Source organism: Candidatus Pantoea formicae (assembly GCF_011752625.1).
Classification (GTDB): Bacteria; Pseudomonadota; Gammaproteobacteria; order Enterobacterales; family Enterobacteriaceae; genus Pantoea; species Pantoea formicae.
The window spans coordinates 59452-74821 of the sequence record NZ_VWXD01000019.1 but is presented as its reverse complement, the minus strand read 5'-3'; the positions used below and the strand labels follow the sequence as shown (position 1 = coordinate 74821).

Genomic DNA, 15370 nt, shown 5'->3' with positions numbered 1-15370 from the left:
TTCGACAGGATGATACTGGCGTATTATGACCGGGCAGAAAAACGTATTATCCGAATCGACTGACCACAAAAGTGTTACCTATGTGGTCGGTCTGATCTGTTACCCATGTGCCCGGTTGTACCTAAATGCGCACCCTACGGGGGTTGGTAGAGATACAAATGCGCGCCGTGCGGCGATTGTAGGGTCACCCATTAGGGTGACCTGGTTTTCAAAGCCGTGACTGCACACCCGGCAGTTGCATCAACCGCTGCCAGCCTGCTTCCACCTCACCTGGGATATCAACATGGCCCAGGAAGCCTTTACCGCTCGGACCATAGCCGTTTTCATCGTCGCGCAGACGTTGAATTTCGCCCATCAGCAGCGAGAGAAAGCGCTCCATCGACCACAGCCCCTGAGGCGGTGCGCCGATGATGCGCAGCATACCGGCATCCATCATCACCTGCGGGGTAAACACCGGCCAGCTGATAAACTCCGGCGCATCTGCCCTGTCGCGCCACTGATAGCGGAAGGTTTCCCAGGTCCGACGCTGCATCAGCGGATCCTGCACCAGCAATACGTGCTGCGGCTGCCAATTTTGCTCATCCAACACTTTTTGGCTGAAGGCCGCATTTTCACCACAGTTGCGTGAGGCGGTTTCCAGCAGTAGTTGATCATCTGGCAATGCAGCAAAAATCTGCGCCATCTCCCCCAGCAACGCTGCCTCACTTTTGCCTTGAGTCTCAATTTGCCGGTAAAGCGGATGCGTGGCGATCATATCCGCCAATAGTGCAGTGGAGTGCCCGATGCCACCGCTGATCAACAGTGGCAGTTGATACTTCTTCGCCAGTGCAATCACACCCTCAACGTTTGGCAAAACGGCATGCCCGGCAAGAATCGCCAGATCGACCTCAAGCGTGCCGTCAGCGGGCATATGGTCAAGGGCCAGCCAGGCCGCCAGCGTATTGATATCCTGAATCTGTTGGTCATTAAGCTGCATCACATTCTCCTCGCATGAACACTGGCAGTGTAGCGGCTTAACTCCGCGACAGCAGAGAAAAATTTGCTACACTCGCCGCTATCAGATTCAGGAGAATTTATGACTGCACGTTCCGTCACCCTCGACGATGTTGCCCAACTGGCGGGCGTTTCTTATCAGACCGTTTCCCGTGTGCTCAACCATTCCATGCAGGTTTCGCCACGTACCCGAGCCAAAGTTGAGGCGGCGATGCAGCAGCTTAACTACGTGCCTAACCGCGTGGCACAACAACTGGCGGGCAAAGCCACACGCACCCTGGGTTTGGCGACCAGCGATCTGGCACTGATGGCCCCGGCGCAAATCGCTTCTGCGATCCACGAACGTGCCGCCGCTCGCGGCTACCATCTGGTGATCGCCATGGCCAACGCCGCGGGTAGCGCACAAGACACGGTGAATGAGTTGCTGGCACAGCGCGTGGATGCCCTGCTGATCAATCTACCGCTTGATGCAGAACAGGCGGCGCAGGTGCAACAGCAGTGCGGCAGCAAGCCCGCACTGTTTTTGGATGTCGAACAACATGCTGATGTTGCACAGTGCCAATACCAAAGTGAGTCAGGCGCACAGCAGGCCGTTGAACACCTTATCGCACTGGGCCATCGCCAAATTGGCGTGCTCAATGGACCGATAAGTTCGGCCTCCGCACGGGCACGTTTTCATGCCTGGCGGCAGGCACTGGCGGCACATCAGCTGGAGCCCGTATGCGTGCTGAACGGTGACTGGAGTGCAGCATCCGGGTATCAGGCGCTGCTGCAACTGTTGCCAGATCGTCTACCAAAGGCGTTGTTAGTGGCCAACGACCAGATGGCCCTCGGTGCGATGCGGGTGCTGCACCAGCACGGCGTGAAGATTCCGGCAGAGATGTCGATCATCGGTTATGACGATACTGCCGAGAGCGCGTGGTATCAGCCACCGTTAACGACGGTGCGCCAGGATTTGCAACAGTTGGGCGCAGTGAGCGTCGATTGGCTGTTGGCTGAACTGGAAGGTGAAGGTGTGCAGCCAGAGCGGCTGGAGACAGAATTAGTGTTGCGTGAGACCACCGCAGCACCGATGCTGAAAGGTATTGATGTGGCAGAGATTGCTGAGCAGTTGCAGGTATTAGCGCGCAAATTAAAGCAGCAATAGCCGTAGCTGATCGATCGTCACGGTGTCATGTCTTGTGCCGCTTTCAGCGGTTAGCACGCGCTGCGACAATTAAAAAAGGGGACCTTGCGGTCCCGGAATGTTTATTATGGCTTTGGCTCGCCCATCGCTTTCAGTTTCTTCGAAAGCTCGCGGCGCTCTTTCGACAGATCGGCGTTCTTGATGATGTACTCATCAACACGGTCTTCATAGTCCACACGCATTGACGCAATGATTTCCTGAATCGCCTCAACGCTCATGCCCGGTTTGATGTACTCGCTCAGGTTGTCCAGCAGCAACACACGTTTCTGGTTATCACGGACTTTCTTCTCGTTATCCACGATTTCGCGCTGCAGTTTGTTTTTACGACGAAACATGCGCACAAACTCCAGCACGTCCTGAAATGATTGCTTGGCATTTTCCATGTTGGCACCTTTCTTAAGGCCTGCCGCGGCAGGCGGAATAGTCATACATCTCAGCTTAGCGGCTGACTGAGTGTGAAAGCAATTTTCACAGCTAATTTCGGACTGGCACTTATCTTAGCGCAAAGAAAGGGTGATTCACATTAAGTCATTGCCTGAGAAAACTATTTGCGCAATGCCAGGCGAACCAAGTCGGTGATACGCTCCAACTGGCGCGCTTGCTCCAGACTCAACCACACGTAACCATAAATCGCCGTCGTTTCCAGACGCCCGCTGCGGTTGGCAATCAACTGTTCCAACTCTTGGGTAATCTCTTCCAATTGATGGCTATTGGCGATTACCTTTTCCGTCTCACCTTTGACCATCAGCGTCGCTAACGCGTTTAAGGTATCTTCAGTCATCTGTTGGCTGCGGCGCAGCGTGGGCGCATTTAACAGCAGCAGGTGACTCTCACGCGATGACCACCATGCATCAATCTGCATCTGCATTGTGTTAACCATATTACGATTGATGGTCTGAATCGCCTCAAATACCGATTTAGGAATACGCGTCTCTTTACTGGCGGGCTCCAACAGGGCACGCATTTTGATCACGCTGGTCAATTGCTTTTGGAACGGCTTATTCAGGCGAGGTTTTTCCAGCAAATTGGCAGAAAACCCTGTGTGATGCAGCTTGGCCATGGCAAGAAACGAATCAGAAAGCTGAATGCGCCAGTGTGTAAAAGCCCGCTGTGCCAGAATGGCGCTGAACAGCAACGCCATTACCGAACCGAGGATCACATCACCGCCGCGCCACAGCGCCACCGTGAAATCACCGGCGGGTGCTCCGACGACGACGCCCAGCGTGATGCCAATCAGCAACGCCATATAGGGGTGTTTTCCCAGCGTCAGATAGCCGCAAATGATCATCACCACAAAGCACCATGTCAGCATCATTGGCAGAGAAAACAGCTCTAACTTGAGCGCAATTAATCCCGATGCCAGCCCCGCAAAGGTGCCGCTGATACGCTGAATCACGCGAGGAAAGACATTGCCCCAGGTGGAGATCGGTCCCATCACCACCACTAAGGTGATCAGCGGCCAGGTTCCTTCAGGGATATCGGTCAAACGGACAAAGAGAAAACAGAGCACAAAGGCGATAGCAATGCGTACGCCATGCACGGCGCGATAGTGGCGATAAAACCAGAATTCAATCGACGATATAGGCTTGTCAGCACGCAACATGGTGGTCCGGGATCGGTAAAAATTTGCGCGCTATATTACCCTGGCGCGACACGAACATTGAGTGCCTGGCCGCACTTTTTCGCTCTTTTTTTACGATAAAACAAATGCGTTACATCTTATTTTCTCAATGGAAACATCGATGTAACGCACTGATGATATTAATCGGCTGCACGCACGGGGATGTACATATCTACCAGCCAATCGCCGCTGTCGGAACCGTCAGAAAGGTAGTGTTCAAAGCAGGGACGATTGTCGACTTGCCAGCCACCTTGCGCGTTAAGGTGATCAAACAAACTACGCCAGGCAGCAAAGAAGTCGTTATTCATCACTTCAATGCGAGAGTGGAAATACTGGCCGCCGGGCAACAAACCTTGCTCAATATCGTCGCCGTAGGACGGAACAGCATCAGTGGGTGCGGTAATCACCGTTTCAACACGCAGTTCTTCCGGTGGTAAGACTTCGGGATTGCCGTAATAAATCGCCAACCATTCGCCTTCAATGCCATGCTGCTCCACCCAGCTTTTTAACTGGTTGAAACCGTGCGGCACCGTTTCCTGCCAGGGTCCTTGCAGATGATAGCCCAGCCAGCTCTGTGGATTACGCTCTACGATTGATGCTTTCATACTTTTGCCTCCCGTCAGCAGCTGAAAGCCAGCGCGCCACGCCCGTTTTGGTCCATCGACGGGAGTGGCTCAGCAATCCGCTGCGGATTACAGTTTCTGTTTCACGTAGTCAGTGATGCGCGTGATGATGCCGGCTTTATCCACCGCCTGTAAGGCATACAGCGGATAGCTCGCCAATTGCTTATCTTTATCCATCACCTGAATCTCCCCGACCTGTTCACCCGCTTTTAAAGGTGCTTCCAGATCCTTGCGCTCGATGACATATTTCGCCATCACGTTAGACACTTCGGTGCGGGGCAGCGACAGATAAATATCCTGCGTGGTGCCGACATCCACTTTGTGCGGATTGCCGTACCAGACGTTTTCGGTGCCGATTTTTTTACCCGCGTGGAACAGCTGCACGGTGTCAAAGTTGTTCTGACCCCACACCAACAGTTTACGCGCCTGCTCTTCGCGCCCTTTCGAGCTCTTACCGCCCATGATCACCGCAATCAGGCGATGACGGCCAACAATGTTCGACGCGATGATGTTGAAACCTGCCGTTTCAGTATGGCCTGTTTTCATGCCATCAACGTGAAGGTTTTGATCCCACAACAAACCGTTACGGTTATTTTGCGTGATGCCGTTCCAGCTCAGGGTTTTCTCCGCGTACATGGCGTAGAAATCCTGCTCACCGTTGATAATGGCACGCGACAGCACCGCCAAATCACGTGCGGTGGTGTGCTGGCCTGGTGCATCCAAGCCGTGCACGGTTTCGAAGTGGGTATGCGTCAGACCGAGCTTCTGCACATAGTTGTTCATCATGTTGACGAAGCTATCCTGGCTTCCCGCGACGTAATCTGCCAGCGCCACACAGGCGTCGTTGCCGGAGTCGATGATCACGCCACGCATCAGATCGCGTACCGTCACTTTGTCGCCGGGCTTCAGGAACATCAGAGAGGAGCCTTTGAACACCGGATTACCCGCAGCCCAGGCATCTTTGCCCACGGTGACCACGTCATCGCGGGTGATTTTTTTCTGATCAACCGCGCGATCCACCACGTAGCCGGTCATCAGCTTGGTGAGGCTGGCCGGGTTACGCTCTTCATCGGGATTGCCGGCGGTGAGGATCTGGCCCGTGGTCGCGTCCATCAGCACCCACGAAGCCGCATCGATCGGCGGAGGCGTCATTGGGAAAGGCATGCTGTCGTCAGCGTGTGCCAGTGATGCCCAAACAATCATTCCAGATACAGTTACCAGCAGACGCCTTTTCAACACTTCTTCCTCAAATCAAAAAATGAATTTACCGCCGCACGTTTTACGGCAATTAGCGCTTTGATATTTGAATAAATTGAAAAAAAGTATGAACTGCGGACAAATGCTGCGCGCCTGCCCGCAGCATTGGCAAACATGGTTGTGCTGCCTGCTACACACGACTATTCTGTGCGTTGATTTCTATTGCCAGGATACCGCCGTGCCCGCCTCTGAGTTCACCTTCTTGTTCCACGATTACGAGACCTTCGGTAAAAGTCCCTCACTGGACCGTCCGGCGCAGTTTGCCGGTTTGCGCACCGATAAAGAGTTCAACGCCGTAGGTGAACCGCAGGTGTTTTACTGCCAGCCGGCCGATGACTACTTGCCACAGCCAGAAGCGGTGATGATCACCGGCATTACGCCGCAGGTTGCCAAGGCGCGCGGCGTTACAGAAGCGGCGTTTGCGGAGCGCATCCATGGGCTGTTTACCGAACCACAAACCTGTGTGATTGGTTACAACAACGTGCGCTTCGATGATGAAGTGACGCGCAATATCTTCTATCGCAACTTCTTTGATCCTTATGGCTGGAGCTGGCAGAACGGCAACTCGCGCTGGGATCTATTGGATGTGATGCGCGCCTGCTATGCCCTGCGCCCTGAAGGCATCGTCTGGCCGGAAAATGATGACGGCTTCCCAAGTTTCAAACTGGAACATCTCACCAAGGCCAACGGCGTGGCGCACGAACAGGCGCACGATGCGATGTCTGATGTTTATGCCACACTGGCGATGGCCAAGCTGGTAAAAGAGAAGCAGCCGAAACTGTTTGAGTTTCTGTTTACCCATCGCAACAAACAGAAACTGATGAACCTGATTGATATCCCGCAGATGAAGCCGCTGGTGCACGTCTCCGGCATGTTCGGTGCGGCACGTGGCAACACCAGTTGGGTGGTTCCGCTGGCATGGCATCCGGATAATCGCAATGCGCTGATTGTGGTGGATCTGGCGGGCGATATGACACCGCTACTGGAACTGGATGCGGATGAACTGCGCGAGCGGTTGTACACCAAACAGAGTGAGCTGGGTGACCGCGCCGCCGTGCCGATTAAGCTGGTGCATATCAATAAGTGCCCAGTGCTGGCGCCTGCGAATACTTTGCGCCCGGAAGATGCCGAGCGGTTGAATATTGATCGCCAGCGCTGTCTGGCAAACCTGGCGCTGCTGCGTCAGCATGCAGAAGTGCGAGAGAGAGCTGTCACGCTATTTGCCGAAGCGGAGCCGTTTAAACCCTCTGATGATGTCGATGCACAACTGTATGACGGGTTCTTCAGCGATGCCGATCGCGCGGGCATGAACATTGTGCGCCAGACACCGCCACAGAATTTACCGGCGCTCGATTTAACCTTCGACGATAAACGCATCTTGAAGCTGTTGTTCCGCTATCGTGCGCGCAACTTCCCCGGCACCCTGGATGATCAAGAACAGCAGCGCTGGTTACAGCATCGCCGTGAGGCACTGAATGCCGATCGCGTGCAGGCGTTTTTGCTGGAGTTGGAGTCTCTGGCAACACTGCATGAGGATAATGCGGAGAAGATGGCGCAGCTGAAAGCGTTGTATTTGTATGCGCAGGAGTTGGTGTCTTAAAGGTTGCCTGAAGCGTAAACATGCCTCATGCAAACAGGTGCGCATAAATGCGCATCCTAGGGTTGCAGATTTTGTAGGGTCGCCATGATGAAGTGCAGTTCATTAATGGCGACCGCTGTAAACCTTAAATCATCCCCCACACCAGCCAGGTCAGCGCAAAGCCGCTCAAGCCCATCAGTGTGGTCAATACGGTCCAGGTCTTCAGACCATCGGCGACTGACAGCCCCAGGTAACGTGTCACCACCCAGAAGCCAGCATCGTTAACGTGTGACAGGCCCAAGCCGCCGAAGCACGCCGCCAGCGTCACCAACACGCGTTGCATATCCGTCACATCACCCACTGCCTGACTCAACAGCCCGCTGGTGGTCAGAATCGCGACCGTGGCAGAACCTTGTGAAGCACGCAGCGCCAGCGACAGAATAAAGGCGGCAGGCACGAGAGGCAGATGCAGGGTTTCCAGCGTCACCGCCAGCGCTTTACCGACGCCCGATTCCACCAGCACCTTGCCGAACGCACCGCCCGCACCGGCGACCAGAATCACGCTGGCTGAGCTAGGAATGGCTCGACCGGTCAGGTCTTCCAGCTTCTCTTTGCTCCAGCCGCGACGCACGCCCAGTATCCACGCGGCCAGTGCCAGCGCAATCAGCAACGCAATCGGCGGGTTGCCAATCACCGTCATTACATCACGCAAAATACTGCCTTCTGCCAGCATGGTGTGCGCCAGCGTACCCAGCACGATCAACACAATCGGCACCACAATCAGACCGGCGATGGTCATCGCACCGGGTGGTGGCACTTCACTTTTCGGTGTGCCTTCTGGTTTTGCCAGCTGCAACTGCTCCAGCACATCCACAGAGAGATGGTATTGACGCAGGTTCATCGCTTTCGCCACGTAGTAACCGACGATACCCACCGGGATTGAGATCAGGATGCCGAGCATCATCAACCAGCCCATATCGGTATGCAGAATACCGGCTGCGGCGGCAGCGCCTGGGTGCGTCGGCAACGCCACGTGCACGGTAAGCATCACGCCCGCCATCGGCAAACCAAATTTCAGCGGCGAGACGCGCGCCACTTTGGTAAAGCCGTAAATCAGCGGGATCACAATGATAAAGCCGACTTCAAAGAACACCGGAATACCGAGGATAAACGCCGCCATAGTCAGGGCTGCGACAGTACGTTTGATACCCAGCGATTTACTGAAGCGCTGCGCCAGCGATTCTGCACCGCCCGAAGCCTCAATCACTGCGCCGAGCATCGCCCCCAGCACAATGATAATGGTGATATGACCCAGCAGGTTGCCCATGCCGCTAAAGATGGTTTCCATGATCTTATCAGCCGGAATCCCGGTGCTGATGGCAACAATCAGACTGACAATCAGTAAAGCAACAAACGGATGGACTTTGGCTTTAATCACCAGCAGCAGCAATATCACAATGCTGGCTGTCGCAATAGCGAGCAGTAACGCGGTAGACATGATAAACCTCTAATTATATTCCCCCCCGTCATACTTCAAGCTGTAGACACGTTGGCTACGTGGATTCGCCCCAGTCACTGACTGATGTAAGCTCCTGGGGACTCACCCTCTTGCCGCCTCTCTACAGCTCGAATTATTTAGGGGGTACTTGGGTATATTTTTTAATGTTTTATGAATTCAGGTAAGACTTCACCCGCACAGGGCGCAACGCACTGTGCTGGGCGGTACAACAAAGATTATTTCGCGTAGGGTGCGAACCAGCCGAGGCCCGCTTCGGTACGACCGCGCGGGAAATACTCGCAGCCGACCCAACCGTCATAACCAACTTCATCCAGCAGGTTAAACAGGTACGGATAGTTGATTTCACCTTCGTCTGGTTCGTGACGATGCGGTGCAGAGGCGATCTGGATATGGCGATAGCGTCCAGCGTATTCGCGAATCAGGTGGCTGAGGTTGCCGTCTACTAACTGTGCATGGAACAGATCCAACTGCGTGAACACATTGGGTCGGTCGATACGCTCCATCATCGCCAGCGTCTGATACTGGCTGGAATAGAGGTAGTTCGGTTTGGTCACCGGATTGAGTGCCTCCAGTAACAAGCGGATGCCGTGTGGCGCAAAGCGCTCGGAGGCGTAATGCATATTACGAACAAACGTCTCTTCATACGCCGCCTGATCGGCACCGTTTGGCACCGTTGCCGCCATCACATGCACCTGAGGGCAGCCCAGTGCTAAAGCATATTCCAGCGCACGATCGATATCGGCACGCGCTTCGGCTTCACGCCCAGGAATCGCCGACACTCCCCACTCACCCGCCTGTACGTTACCGGCAGCGGTGTTGAACAGCACCAGCTCCAGTTGATGTTTCTCCAGCTCGGCTTTAATCACCTCAGCGGGATAGTCGTAAGGGAACAGGAACTCCACGGCACGAAAACCCGCGTTCGCCGCAGCGGCAAAGCGTTCAATAAAGGGTAATTCACCAAACTGCGTAGATAAATTGGCTGCAAACTTAGGCATCAGTAATTCCTCAATTCCGCCACTTCGCTATCGGTGAGATAACGAATCGAGCGGTCGCCGAGCGTGAACATCAGACGCGCGGTCTCTTCCAGTTCTTCAGTGTTATTGGCTGCTTCACGCAGTGATTTACCGACCACCACCGGGCCGTGATTGGCCAACAGGAAAGCGTTGTAACGCGGCGCAAGCTGCGCGAGATCTTCAGCCAGACGGTCGTCACCCGGTTTGTAATACGGCACCACGGGCACATCACCCACGCGCATCACCACGTACGGCGTGAAGGGCCGAATGCAGTTCTCACTGTCCAGATCGTTCAAGCACGAGAGCGCCGTCAGATAATGACTGTGCAGGTGCACCACCGCTTTGCAGGCGGGATTGTTGAGGTAAAGAGCCCGGTGAAAAGCGACTTCTTTCGAGGGTTTGTCACCCGAAATCCACTCGCCCTGCATCGTGACTTTTGACAGGCGATCGGCCTGTAATTCACCCAGGCAGGAACCAGTGGGTGTGGCCAGCAGGTTGCCATCTTCCAGTAACAGAGACAGGTTACCCGCCGAACCGGTGGCGTATCCGCGCTGGAAGAAAGAGGCGCCCAGTTGCACCATCTCTTCACGTGCTTGTTGTTCGGTCATGCTGAAAACTCCGTCTGTGCGCGGGCAAAGAACTGTTCGTCACCAAAGTTGCCTGATTTCAAAGCCAGCGACAGCGGCTGATGGATGTCGCGCACCCACGGCACGCCAGGGGAGATCATCGGGCCGATATGGAACGCCGTCACGCCAAGGCTCTGAGCCACCACGCCAGAAGTTTCACCACCGGCCACGATAAAGCGCTGCCAACCACGAGATTTCAACTCACGCGTCACGGCGGCAAACAAATGCTCCACCGCTTCGCTGCTGCGTGCTGCGCCATATTGCTGCTGGATTGCCTGCAATTGCTGAGCATCTGCTGTAGCGAAGAGTAAGGGGGCAAGCGCTTGCTGATGATTGCTGGCAACCCAGTCGCACAGCTCATGCGCATATGCATCGGCATTGTCGAGGCAACGCTCCACCAGTACTTCATGGGAAGGCGCTTGCTGGCGATAGGCCTGCACCTGACGATTGGTCATCTGCGAACAAGAGCCAGAAATGACTACCGCACGCTCGCCTTGTGGGCGACCCGCTTGCTCAGCATCGCTGTTCTGCTGCTGGGTGGCCCAGGCTCGTGCGATACCTATCGCCAGACCCGAACCGCCGGTCACCAGCACCGTCTCTTTCAGCGCTTCGCCCTGCGTTAGCAGATGCTGTTCGTTGAGCGCATCCAGCACCACATAGCTGATGCCCTGCGCTTTCAGCACATCCAGCTGTTCACGCACCGCTGCCGCGCCTTTATCGAGCTGTGCCGCGTTGATCACTGCCGCCTGCCCTTTCGCCTGGCGCGTCATCAAACGCACCAGATTGCTGTCGGTCATCGGTGTCACCGGATGATGACGCATGCCTGATTCTGACAGCAGTTGGTCGGCGACAAACAGATAGCCCTGGTACACCGTACGGCCGTTAACCGGCAGCGACGGTGAGATCACCGTTTGCGTCTCCCCCAACGCAGCCAGCAAGGCATCGGTCACTGGACCAATATTGCCGTGCTCGGTGCTGTCGAAGGTGGAGCAGTATTTGAAGTAAAAACGATCGCATCCCTGCTGTTGCAGCCATGCCAGCGCCGCCAGAGACTGGTCAATCGCCTGTTGGGCTGGACAAGAACGTGACTTCAGGCTGATCACAATCGCCTGCGCGCTCAGCTCATCATGGCTTGCTGGCACGCCATTGAACTGAATAGTGGGCAGACCGTTCTGCACCAGGAAGCTGGCGATATCTGTTGCACCGGTGAAGTCGTCAGCAATCACGCCTAAACGCATGGTTACTTCTCCTTTGACTCTGGCAGCGTGATGCCGCTGAAAATCTTGATGACTGCGCTGTCGTCTTCACGACCGTGGCCGGCATTGCTGGCTTCGGTAAACATGTTGAGTGCAGTGGAAGCCAGAGGCAGCGGGAAGTGCAGCGATTTCGCGGTATCGGCCACCAGGTTGAGATCTTTCACAAAGATGTCGACGGCAGATTTTGGTGAGTAATCACCATCTACTACGTGACGCATGCGGTTCTCAAACATCCACGAATTACCGGCGGCATTGGTCACCACGTCGTACATTGTTTCAAGTGGAATGCCCGCGCGTGCTGCGAGCGCCATCGCTTCTGCACCCACGGCAATGTGCACACCCGCCAACAGCTGATGGATGATTTTTACCGTTGAACCCAAACCAATTTCACTGCCCACGCGATAGACTTTTGCCGCCACCGCATCCAGCACCGGCTGTAAGCGCGCAAAAGCTTCATCGCTGCCGGAAGCCATCACGGTCATCTCACCGACTGCCGCTTTGGCTGCACCGCCAGAGACTGGCGCATCCAGCATGACTAATTGATGCTGCGCCAACTGCTGTTCAATCGCCTGCGCATCTTGTGAAGAAATGGTAGAAGAGACCATTACAACGGTCCCCGGCTTGAGCTGCGCAGCCAGACCCGTCTCACCGAACAAGATCGCTTTGACCTGCGCGGCATTCACCACCAGCAGCAAGACAGCATCTAACTCTTGAGCAAAACTGGCCGCCGAAGTTTGCGCATCGCGCGCTCCGGCCTGACGCAGGGTTTCCAGCGCCTGTGGGTTTAAATCAACGCCCCAGGTGTTCAAACCTGCGCGGATACAGGACTGTGCTGCGCCCATGCCCATGGAACCTAAACCAATCACGCCGACGTTATTCACGGTTGCTGACACAGCACACCTCCGTTGTTAAATTAAGTGATAATTTGTTCATTGGTGTTAATTCTGCCGCAGTTACTGGTGGAGAAACGTGCGGTAAATCACAAAAATTAACTTACCCAACTGGGATATCACATCGATTCACAAGCGGAATTTGCGCGTGCAAAGCCCATGAACACAGGAAATCTGCTTACATTTCGTTAGGATAAATTGTGCTGCAGGCTGTGAATCGATGCTCTACAATGTGAAAAAATGATAATTCAGGGAGAGCATTGTGATTCCGGTAGAACGTCATCAACAGATACTAGCGCTGGTTGCCGAACGTGGCGTGGTAAGCATTGCCGAGCTTACTGAGCGTTTGGGGGTATCGCACATGACGATTCGTCGTGATGTGCAAAAACTGGAAGAGCAAGGTGCCGTGCTTTCCGTTTCTGGCGGCGTGCGATCGGCCGATCGCCTGGCGGCTGAGCCGTCACATCTGGCGAAAACCAGCATGTACAGCAATGAGAAAATGGCGATTGGCCAGTTTGCAGCGCGGCACATCCCACGTAACAGCTGTATCTACCTTGATGCTGGTACCACCACGCTGGCACTCGCTCGTGAACTGCTGGAACGTGATGATTTGCTAGTTGTGACCAATGATTTTGTCATCGCGCGGTTGTTGATGGAGAGCAGCGGCTGCAAACTGATTCACACGGGCGGCACCGTCTGCCGGGAGAATCGCTCCAGTGTCGGCGAAGCCGCGGCACGCAGTTTGCGCATGCTGGCCATTGATATTGCCTTCATTTCAGCCTCCTGCTGGGGTCCACGCGGTTTGTATACGCCGGATGAAGATAAAGTTCCGGTGAAGTTAGCGGCCAGTGATGTGAGCAGCAAGCGCGTGCTGCTAAGCGACAGCTCGAAGTACAACAAGATCGCCACGCATTTAGCCTTGCCGCTGGAGCGGTTTGATACCTTGATTACAGATACCGAATTGAGCAAATCGGGGCGCGAAACGTTGAGTGCGGGGAGCTGGGAGCTGGTGCTGGCGGGTTGATATTCTGCGGTTAAAAAAAGGTCGCCATGAATGGCGACCTTACATTTTCAGTGCAAAATTTCCGAAGCGTGCGCATTGGAGCGCACCCAAAATTACACTTCTTCGCTGAACTGCGGCACTGGATTACGGAAAGTGCGCGTTACAAACGCCAGGTAAATAATACCGACCGCTGCCCACACTAAGCCAAGAACCATTGAGGTCTCTTCCAGGTTGATCCACAGTGCACCCACTGTCAAAGCACCCATCACTGGCAATACCAGATAGTTGAGGTGATCTTTAAGCGTCTTGTTACGCTTTTCACGGATCCAGAACTGCGCAATCACCGACAGGTTCACGAAGGTGAATGCCACCAGCGCACCGAAGTTGATCAGCGCAGTGGCGGTCACCAGGTCGAAGTTAATCGCCAGCAGTGCCACAGCACCCACCAACAGCACGTTCAGAGACGGCGTGCGGTATTTCGGATGCACGAAGCCAAAGAAACGCTGCGGGAACACGCCATCGCGGCCCATCACGTACATCAGACGTGAAACGCCTGCGTGTGCCGCCATACCGGAAGCCAGTACGGTCACCACAGAGAAAATCAGGATGCCGATTTGCAAGGCTTTACCTGCCACGAACAGCATGATTTCAGGCTGTGAAGAGTCCGGATTCTGGAAACGTGAGATGTCCGGGAAGTACAGCTGCAGGAAGTAAGACACACCGATAAAGATCACACCACCGATCAGCGCGGTCAGGAAAATCGCGCGTGGGATAGTGCGTTCTGCATCTTTGGTCTCTTCTGACAGTGAACTGATGCCATCAAAGCCGAGGAACGAGAAGCACAGAATCGTCGCACCGGTAATCATCGGCACCACGTGAGCATTTTCAGACCAGAAAGGCTTGCTGCTGGTCAAGGTTCCTGCGCCAACCCCATGCGCCACACCGTAAACCACCATACCGGTAATCACCACCATCACGACCACTTGCAGCACGACGATCACGCTGTTGAAGTTGGCAACGGTTTTGATACCACGGAGGTTAGAGATGGTCATAAAGGCCACCAGCAACACCACGAAAATCCACGATGGAATGCCCGGCACCAGCGTCTCAAAGTAGCTTTTCGCCAGCAGGATGTTGATCATCGGCATGAACAAATAGTCCAGCAGTGATGACCAGCCCACCATAAAGCCGACGTGCGGACTGATAGCCTTCTGAGCATAGGTGTAAGCGGAGCCCGCAGATGGGAAGCGGCGTACCAGCTTGCCGTAGCTCACGGCAGTAAACAGTATCGCGATCAGCGCGAAAGCATAAGCGGTGGCGACGTGGCCGTCGGTCAATCCAGACACGATACCGAAAGTATCGAACAGGGTCATTGGCTGCATATACGCCAAGCCCATCATGACCACTGGGATCAAGGTCAGGGATTTTTTCAGGTGTGCACGCTGTGGTGCTGAGGTGTTAAGCGACATTGTTCAGGCCCCCTACAGAGGTGATCTGCGGGATACTGCGCAACGTGCTGCAGTGAGAAGTGATATTAGTGTTTGCGATTGTCGCCGCGCCGTAATCATCACGAAAGCGAGAACCAGCTTGCGCTGGTGCAATTGTAAACAGCCCCATCTTTGTTTTCCTCAAATCTCACGCCCAAGCGTGTTGTCAGTATCTATCTATCCGGATGCGTGTCCGGCCTCGGTAATGTGTGTGTGTACTGCTCTCTGCAAAAAAATAACCGACGGTATAAGCGTCGGTTATGTTTCGAAATTTGCAGGGGACGTATTCTGCCCCAACTTATGCCATCGGCACAAGA

14 protein-coding genes are annotated in these 15370 nt (G+C 54.6%); 3 read left to right on the top strand and 11 right to left on the bottom strand.

Going from position 1 to position 15370, the window contains the following annotated elements; genetic code table 11:
* Nucleotides 1-208 precede the first annotated feature (208 nt).
* Complete coding sequence (locus tag F3J38_RS26830) at nucleotides 209-976, bottom strand: YdcF family protein (RefSeq protein ID WP_167144286.1); 768 nt, start codon at nucleotides 974-976, stop codon at nucleotides 209-211.
* 99 nt (nucleotides 977-1075) lie between these two features.
* Between F3J38_RS26830 and F3J38_RS26825 the strand changes: the two genes are divergently transcribed.
* A complete protein-coding gene (locus tag F3J38_RS26825; protein WP_167144285.1) occupies nucleotides 1076-2140 on the top strand; it encodes a LacI family DNA-binding transcriptional regulator in 1065 nt (354 codons plus the stop codon).
* Nucleotides 2141-2244: 104 nt separating this feature from the next.
* Here the strand turns inward: F3J38_RS26825 and tmaR are convergent, their stop codons facing one another.
* The 4 genes from tmaR to dacD form a co-directional block, all read right to left on the bottom strand.
* Nucleotides 2245-2562 carry a PTS system regulator TmaR gene (gene tmaR, locus F3J38_RS26820; RefSeq protein WP_167144283.1) on the bottom strand — a complete coding sequence of 106 codons (318 nt, stop codon included), beginning with the start codon at nucleotides 2560-2562 and terminating at the stop codon, nucleotides 2245-2247.
* Between the two features lie 161 nt (nucleotides 2563-2723).
* Nucleotides 2724-3782, bottom strand: coding sequence for an FUSC family protein (locus tag F3J38_RS26815; RefSeq protein WP_167144281.1), 1059 nt, complete (start codon nucleotides 3780-3782; stop codon nucleotides 2724-2726).
* A gap of 158 nt (nucleotides 3783-3940) precedes the next feature.
* Nucleotides 3941-4405 (bottom strand): GyrI-like domain-containing protein, encoded by a 465-nt coding sequence (locus tag F3J38_RS26810; protein WP_167144279.1) that lies wholly within the window; start codon nucleotides 4403-4405, stop codon nucleotides 3941-3943.
* Nucleotides 4406-4492: 87 nt separating this feature from the next.
* Complete coding sequence (gene dacD / locus F3J38_RS26805) at nucleotides 4493-5659, bottom strand: serine-type D-Ala-D-Ala carboxypeptidase DacD (RefSeq protein WP_205298423.1); 1167 nt, start codon at nucleotides 5657-5659, stop codon at nucleotides 4493-4495.
* Nucleotides 5660-5858: 199 nt separating this feature from the next.
* On the opposite strand from dacD, the gene sbcB reads away from it, so the two are divergent.
* Entirely contained in the window at nucleotides 5859-7280 is a 1422-nt protein-coding gene (gene sbcB, locus F3J38_RS26800) for an exodeoxyribonuclease I (protein WP_167144290.1), read from the top strand.
* Nucleotides 7281-7404: 124 nt separating this feature from the next.
* Here sbcB and F3J38_RS26795 read toward each other — a convergent pair whose 3' ends face one another.
* The 5 genes from F3J38_RS26795 to ltnD form a co-directional block, all read right to left on the bottom strand.
* Nucleotides 7405-8757, bottom strand: a complete 1353-nt coding sequence (locus tag F3J38_RS26795) for a GntP family transporter (RefSeq protein WP_167144275.1) — start codon at nucleotides 8755-8757, stop codon at nucleotides 7405-7407.
* A gap of 236 nt (nucleotides 8758-8993) precedes the next feature.
* A complete protein-coding gene (locus F3J38_RS26790; protein WP_167144273.1) occupies nucleotides 8994-9773 on the bottom strand; it encodes an HPr family phosphocarrier protein in 780 nt (259 codons plus the stop codon).
* Nucleotides 9773-10399 (bottom strand): 3-oxo-tetronate 4-phosphate decarboxylase, encoded by a 627-nt coding sequence (gene otnC, locus F3J38_RS26785; protein ID WP_038646045.1) that lies wholly within the window; start codon nucleotides 10397-10399, stop codon nucleotides 9773-9775. Before otnC ends, F3J38_RS26790 begins: the two co-directional genes overlap by 1 nt.
* On the bottom strand, nucleotides 10396-11655 hold the full coding sequence (gene otnK / locus F3J38_RS26780) for a 3-oxo-tetronate kinase (RefSeq protein WP_167144271.1): 1260 nt from the start codon (nucleotides 11653-11655) through the stop codon (nucleotides 10396-10398). Before otnK ends, otnC begins: the two co-directional genes overlap by 4 nt.
* A gap of 2 nt (nucleotides 11656-11657) precedes the next feature.
* Nucleotides 11658-12566, bottom strand: coding sequence for an L-threonate dehydrogenase (gene ltnD, locus F3J38_RS26775; RefSeq protein ID WP_167144270.1), 909 nt, complete (start codon nucleotides 12564-12566; stop codon nucleotides 11658-11660).
* A gap of 259 nt (nucleotides 12567-12825) precedes the next feature.
* Here ltnD and ygbI point away from each other — a divergent pair, with 259 nt between their 5' ends.
* Entirely contained in the window at nucleotides 12826-13587 is a 762-nt protein-coding gene (gene ygbI, locus F3J38_RS26770) for a DNA-binding transcriptional repressor YgbI (protein WP_167144268.1), read from the top strand.
* A 92-nt stretch (nucleotides 13588-13679) separates the two neighbouring features.
* Here the strand turns inward: ygbI and F3J38_RS26765 are convergent, their stop codons facing one another.
* Nucleotides 13680-15035, bottom strand: a complete 1356-nt coding sequence (locus tag F3J38_RS26765; protein WP_038646033.1) for an APC family permease — start codon at nucleotides 15033-15035, stop codon at nucleotides 13680-13682.
* Nucleotides 15036-15370 lie beyond the last annotated feature (335 nt).

Excerpts from the sequence above, each read along its gene's own strand:
- F3J38_RS26830 (WP_167144286.1), bottom strand. The coding sequence starts at position 976 with ATGCAGCTTAATGACCAACAGATTCAGGATATCAATACGCTGGCGGCC.
- F3J38_RS26825 (WP_167144285.1), top strand. The coding sequence starts at position 1,076 with ATGACTGCACGTTCCGTCACCCTCGACGATGTTGCCCAACTGGCGGGC.
- tmaR (WP_167144283.1), bottom strand. The coding sequence starts at position 2,562 with ATGGAAAATGCCAAGCAATCATTTCAGGACGTGCTGGAGTTTGTGCGC.
- F3J38_RS26815 (WP_167144281.1), bottom strand. The coding sequence starts at position 3,782 with ATGTTGCGTGCTGACAAGCCTATATCGTCGATTGAATTCTGGTTTTAT.
- F3J38_RS26810 (WP_167144279.1), bottom strand. The coding sequence starts at position 4,405 with ATGAAAGCATCAATCGTAGAGCGTAATCCACAGAGCTGGCTGGGCTAT.
- F3J38_RS26795 (WP_167144275.1), bottom strand. The coding sequence starts at position 8,757 with ATGTCTACCGCGTTACTGCTCGCTATTGCGACAGCCAGCATTGTGATA.
- F3J38_RS26790 (WP_167144273.1), bottom strand. The coding sequence starts at position 9,773 with ATGCCTAAGTTTGCAGCCAATTTATCTACGCAGTTTGGTGAATTACCC.
- otnC (WP_038646045.1), bottom strand. The coding sequence starts at position 10,399 with ATGACCGAACAACAAGCACGTGAAGAGATGGTGCAACTGGGCGCCTCT.
- otnK (WP_167144271.1), bottom strand. The coding sequence starts at position 11,655 with ATGCGTTTAGGCGTGATTGCTGACGACTTCACCGGTGCAACAGATATC.
- F3J38_RS26765 (WP_038646033.1), bottom strand. The coding sequence starts at position 15,035 with ATGTCGCTTAACACCTCAGCACCACAGCGTGCACACCTGAAAAAATCC.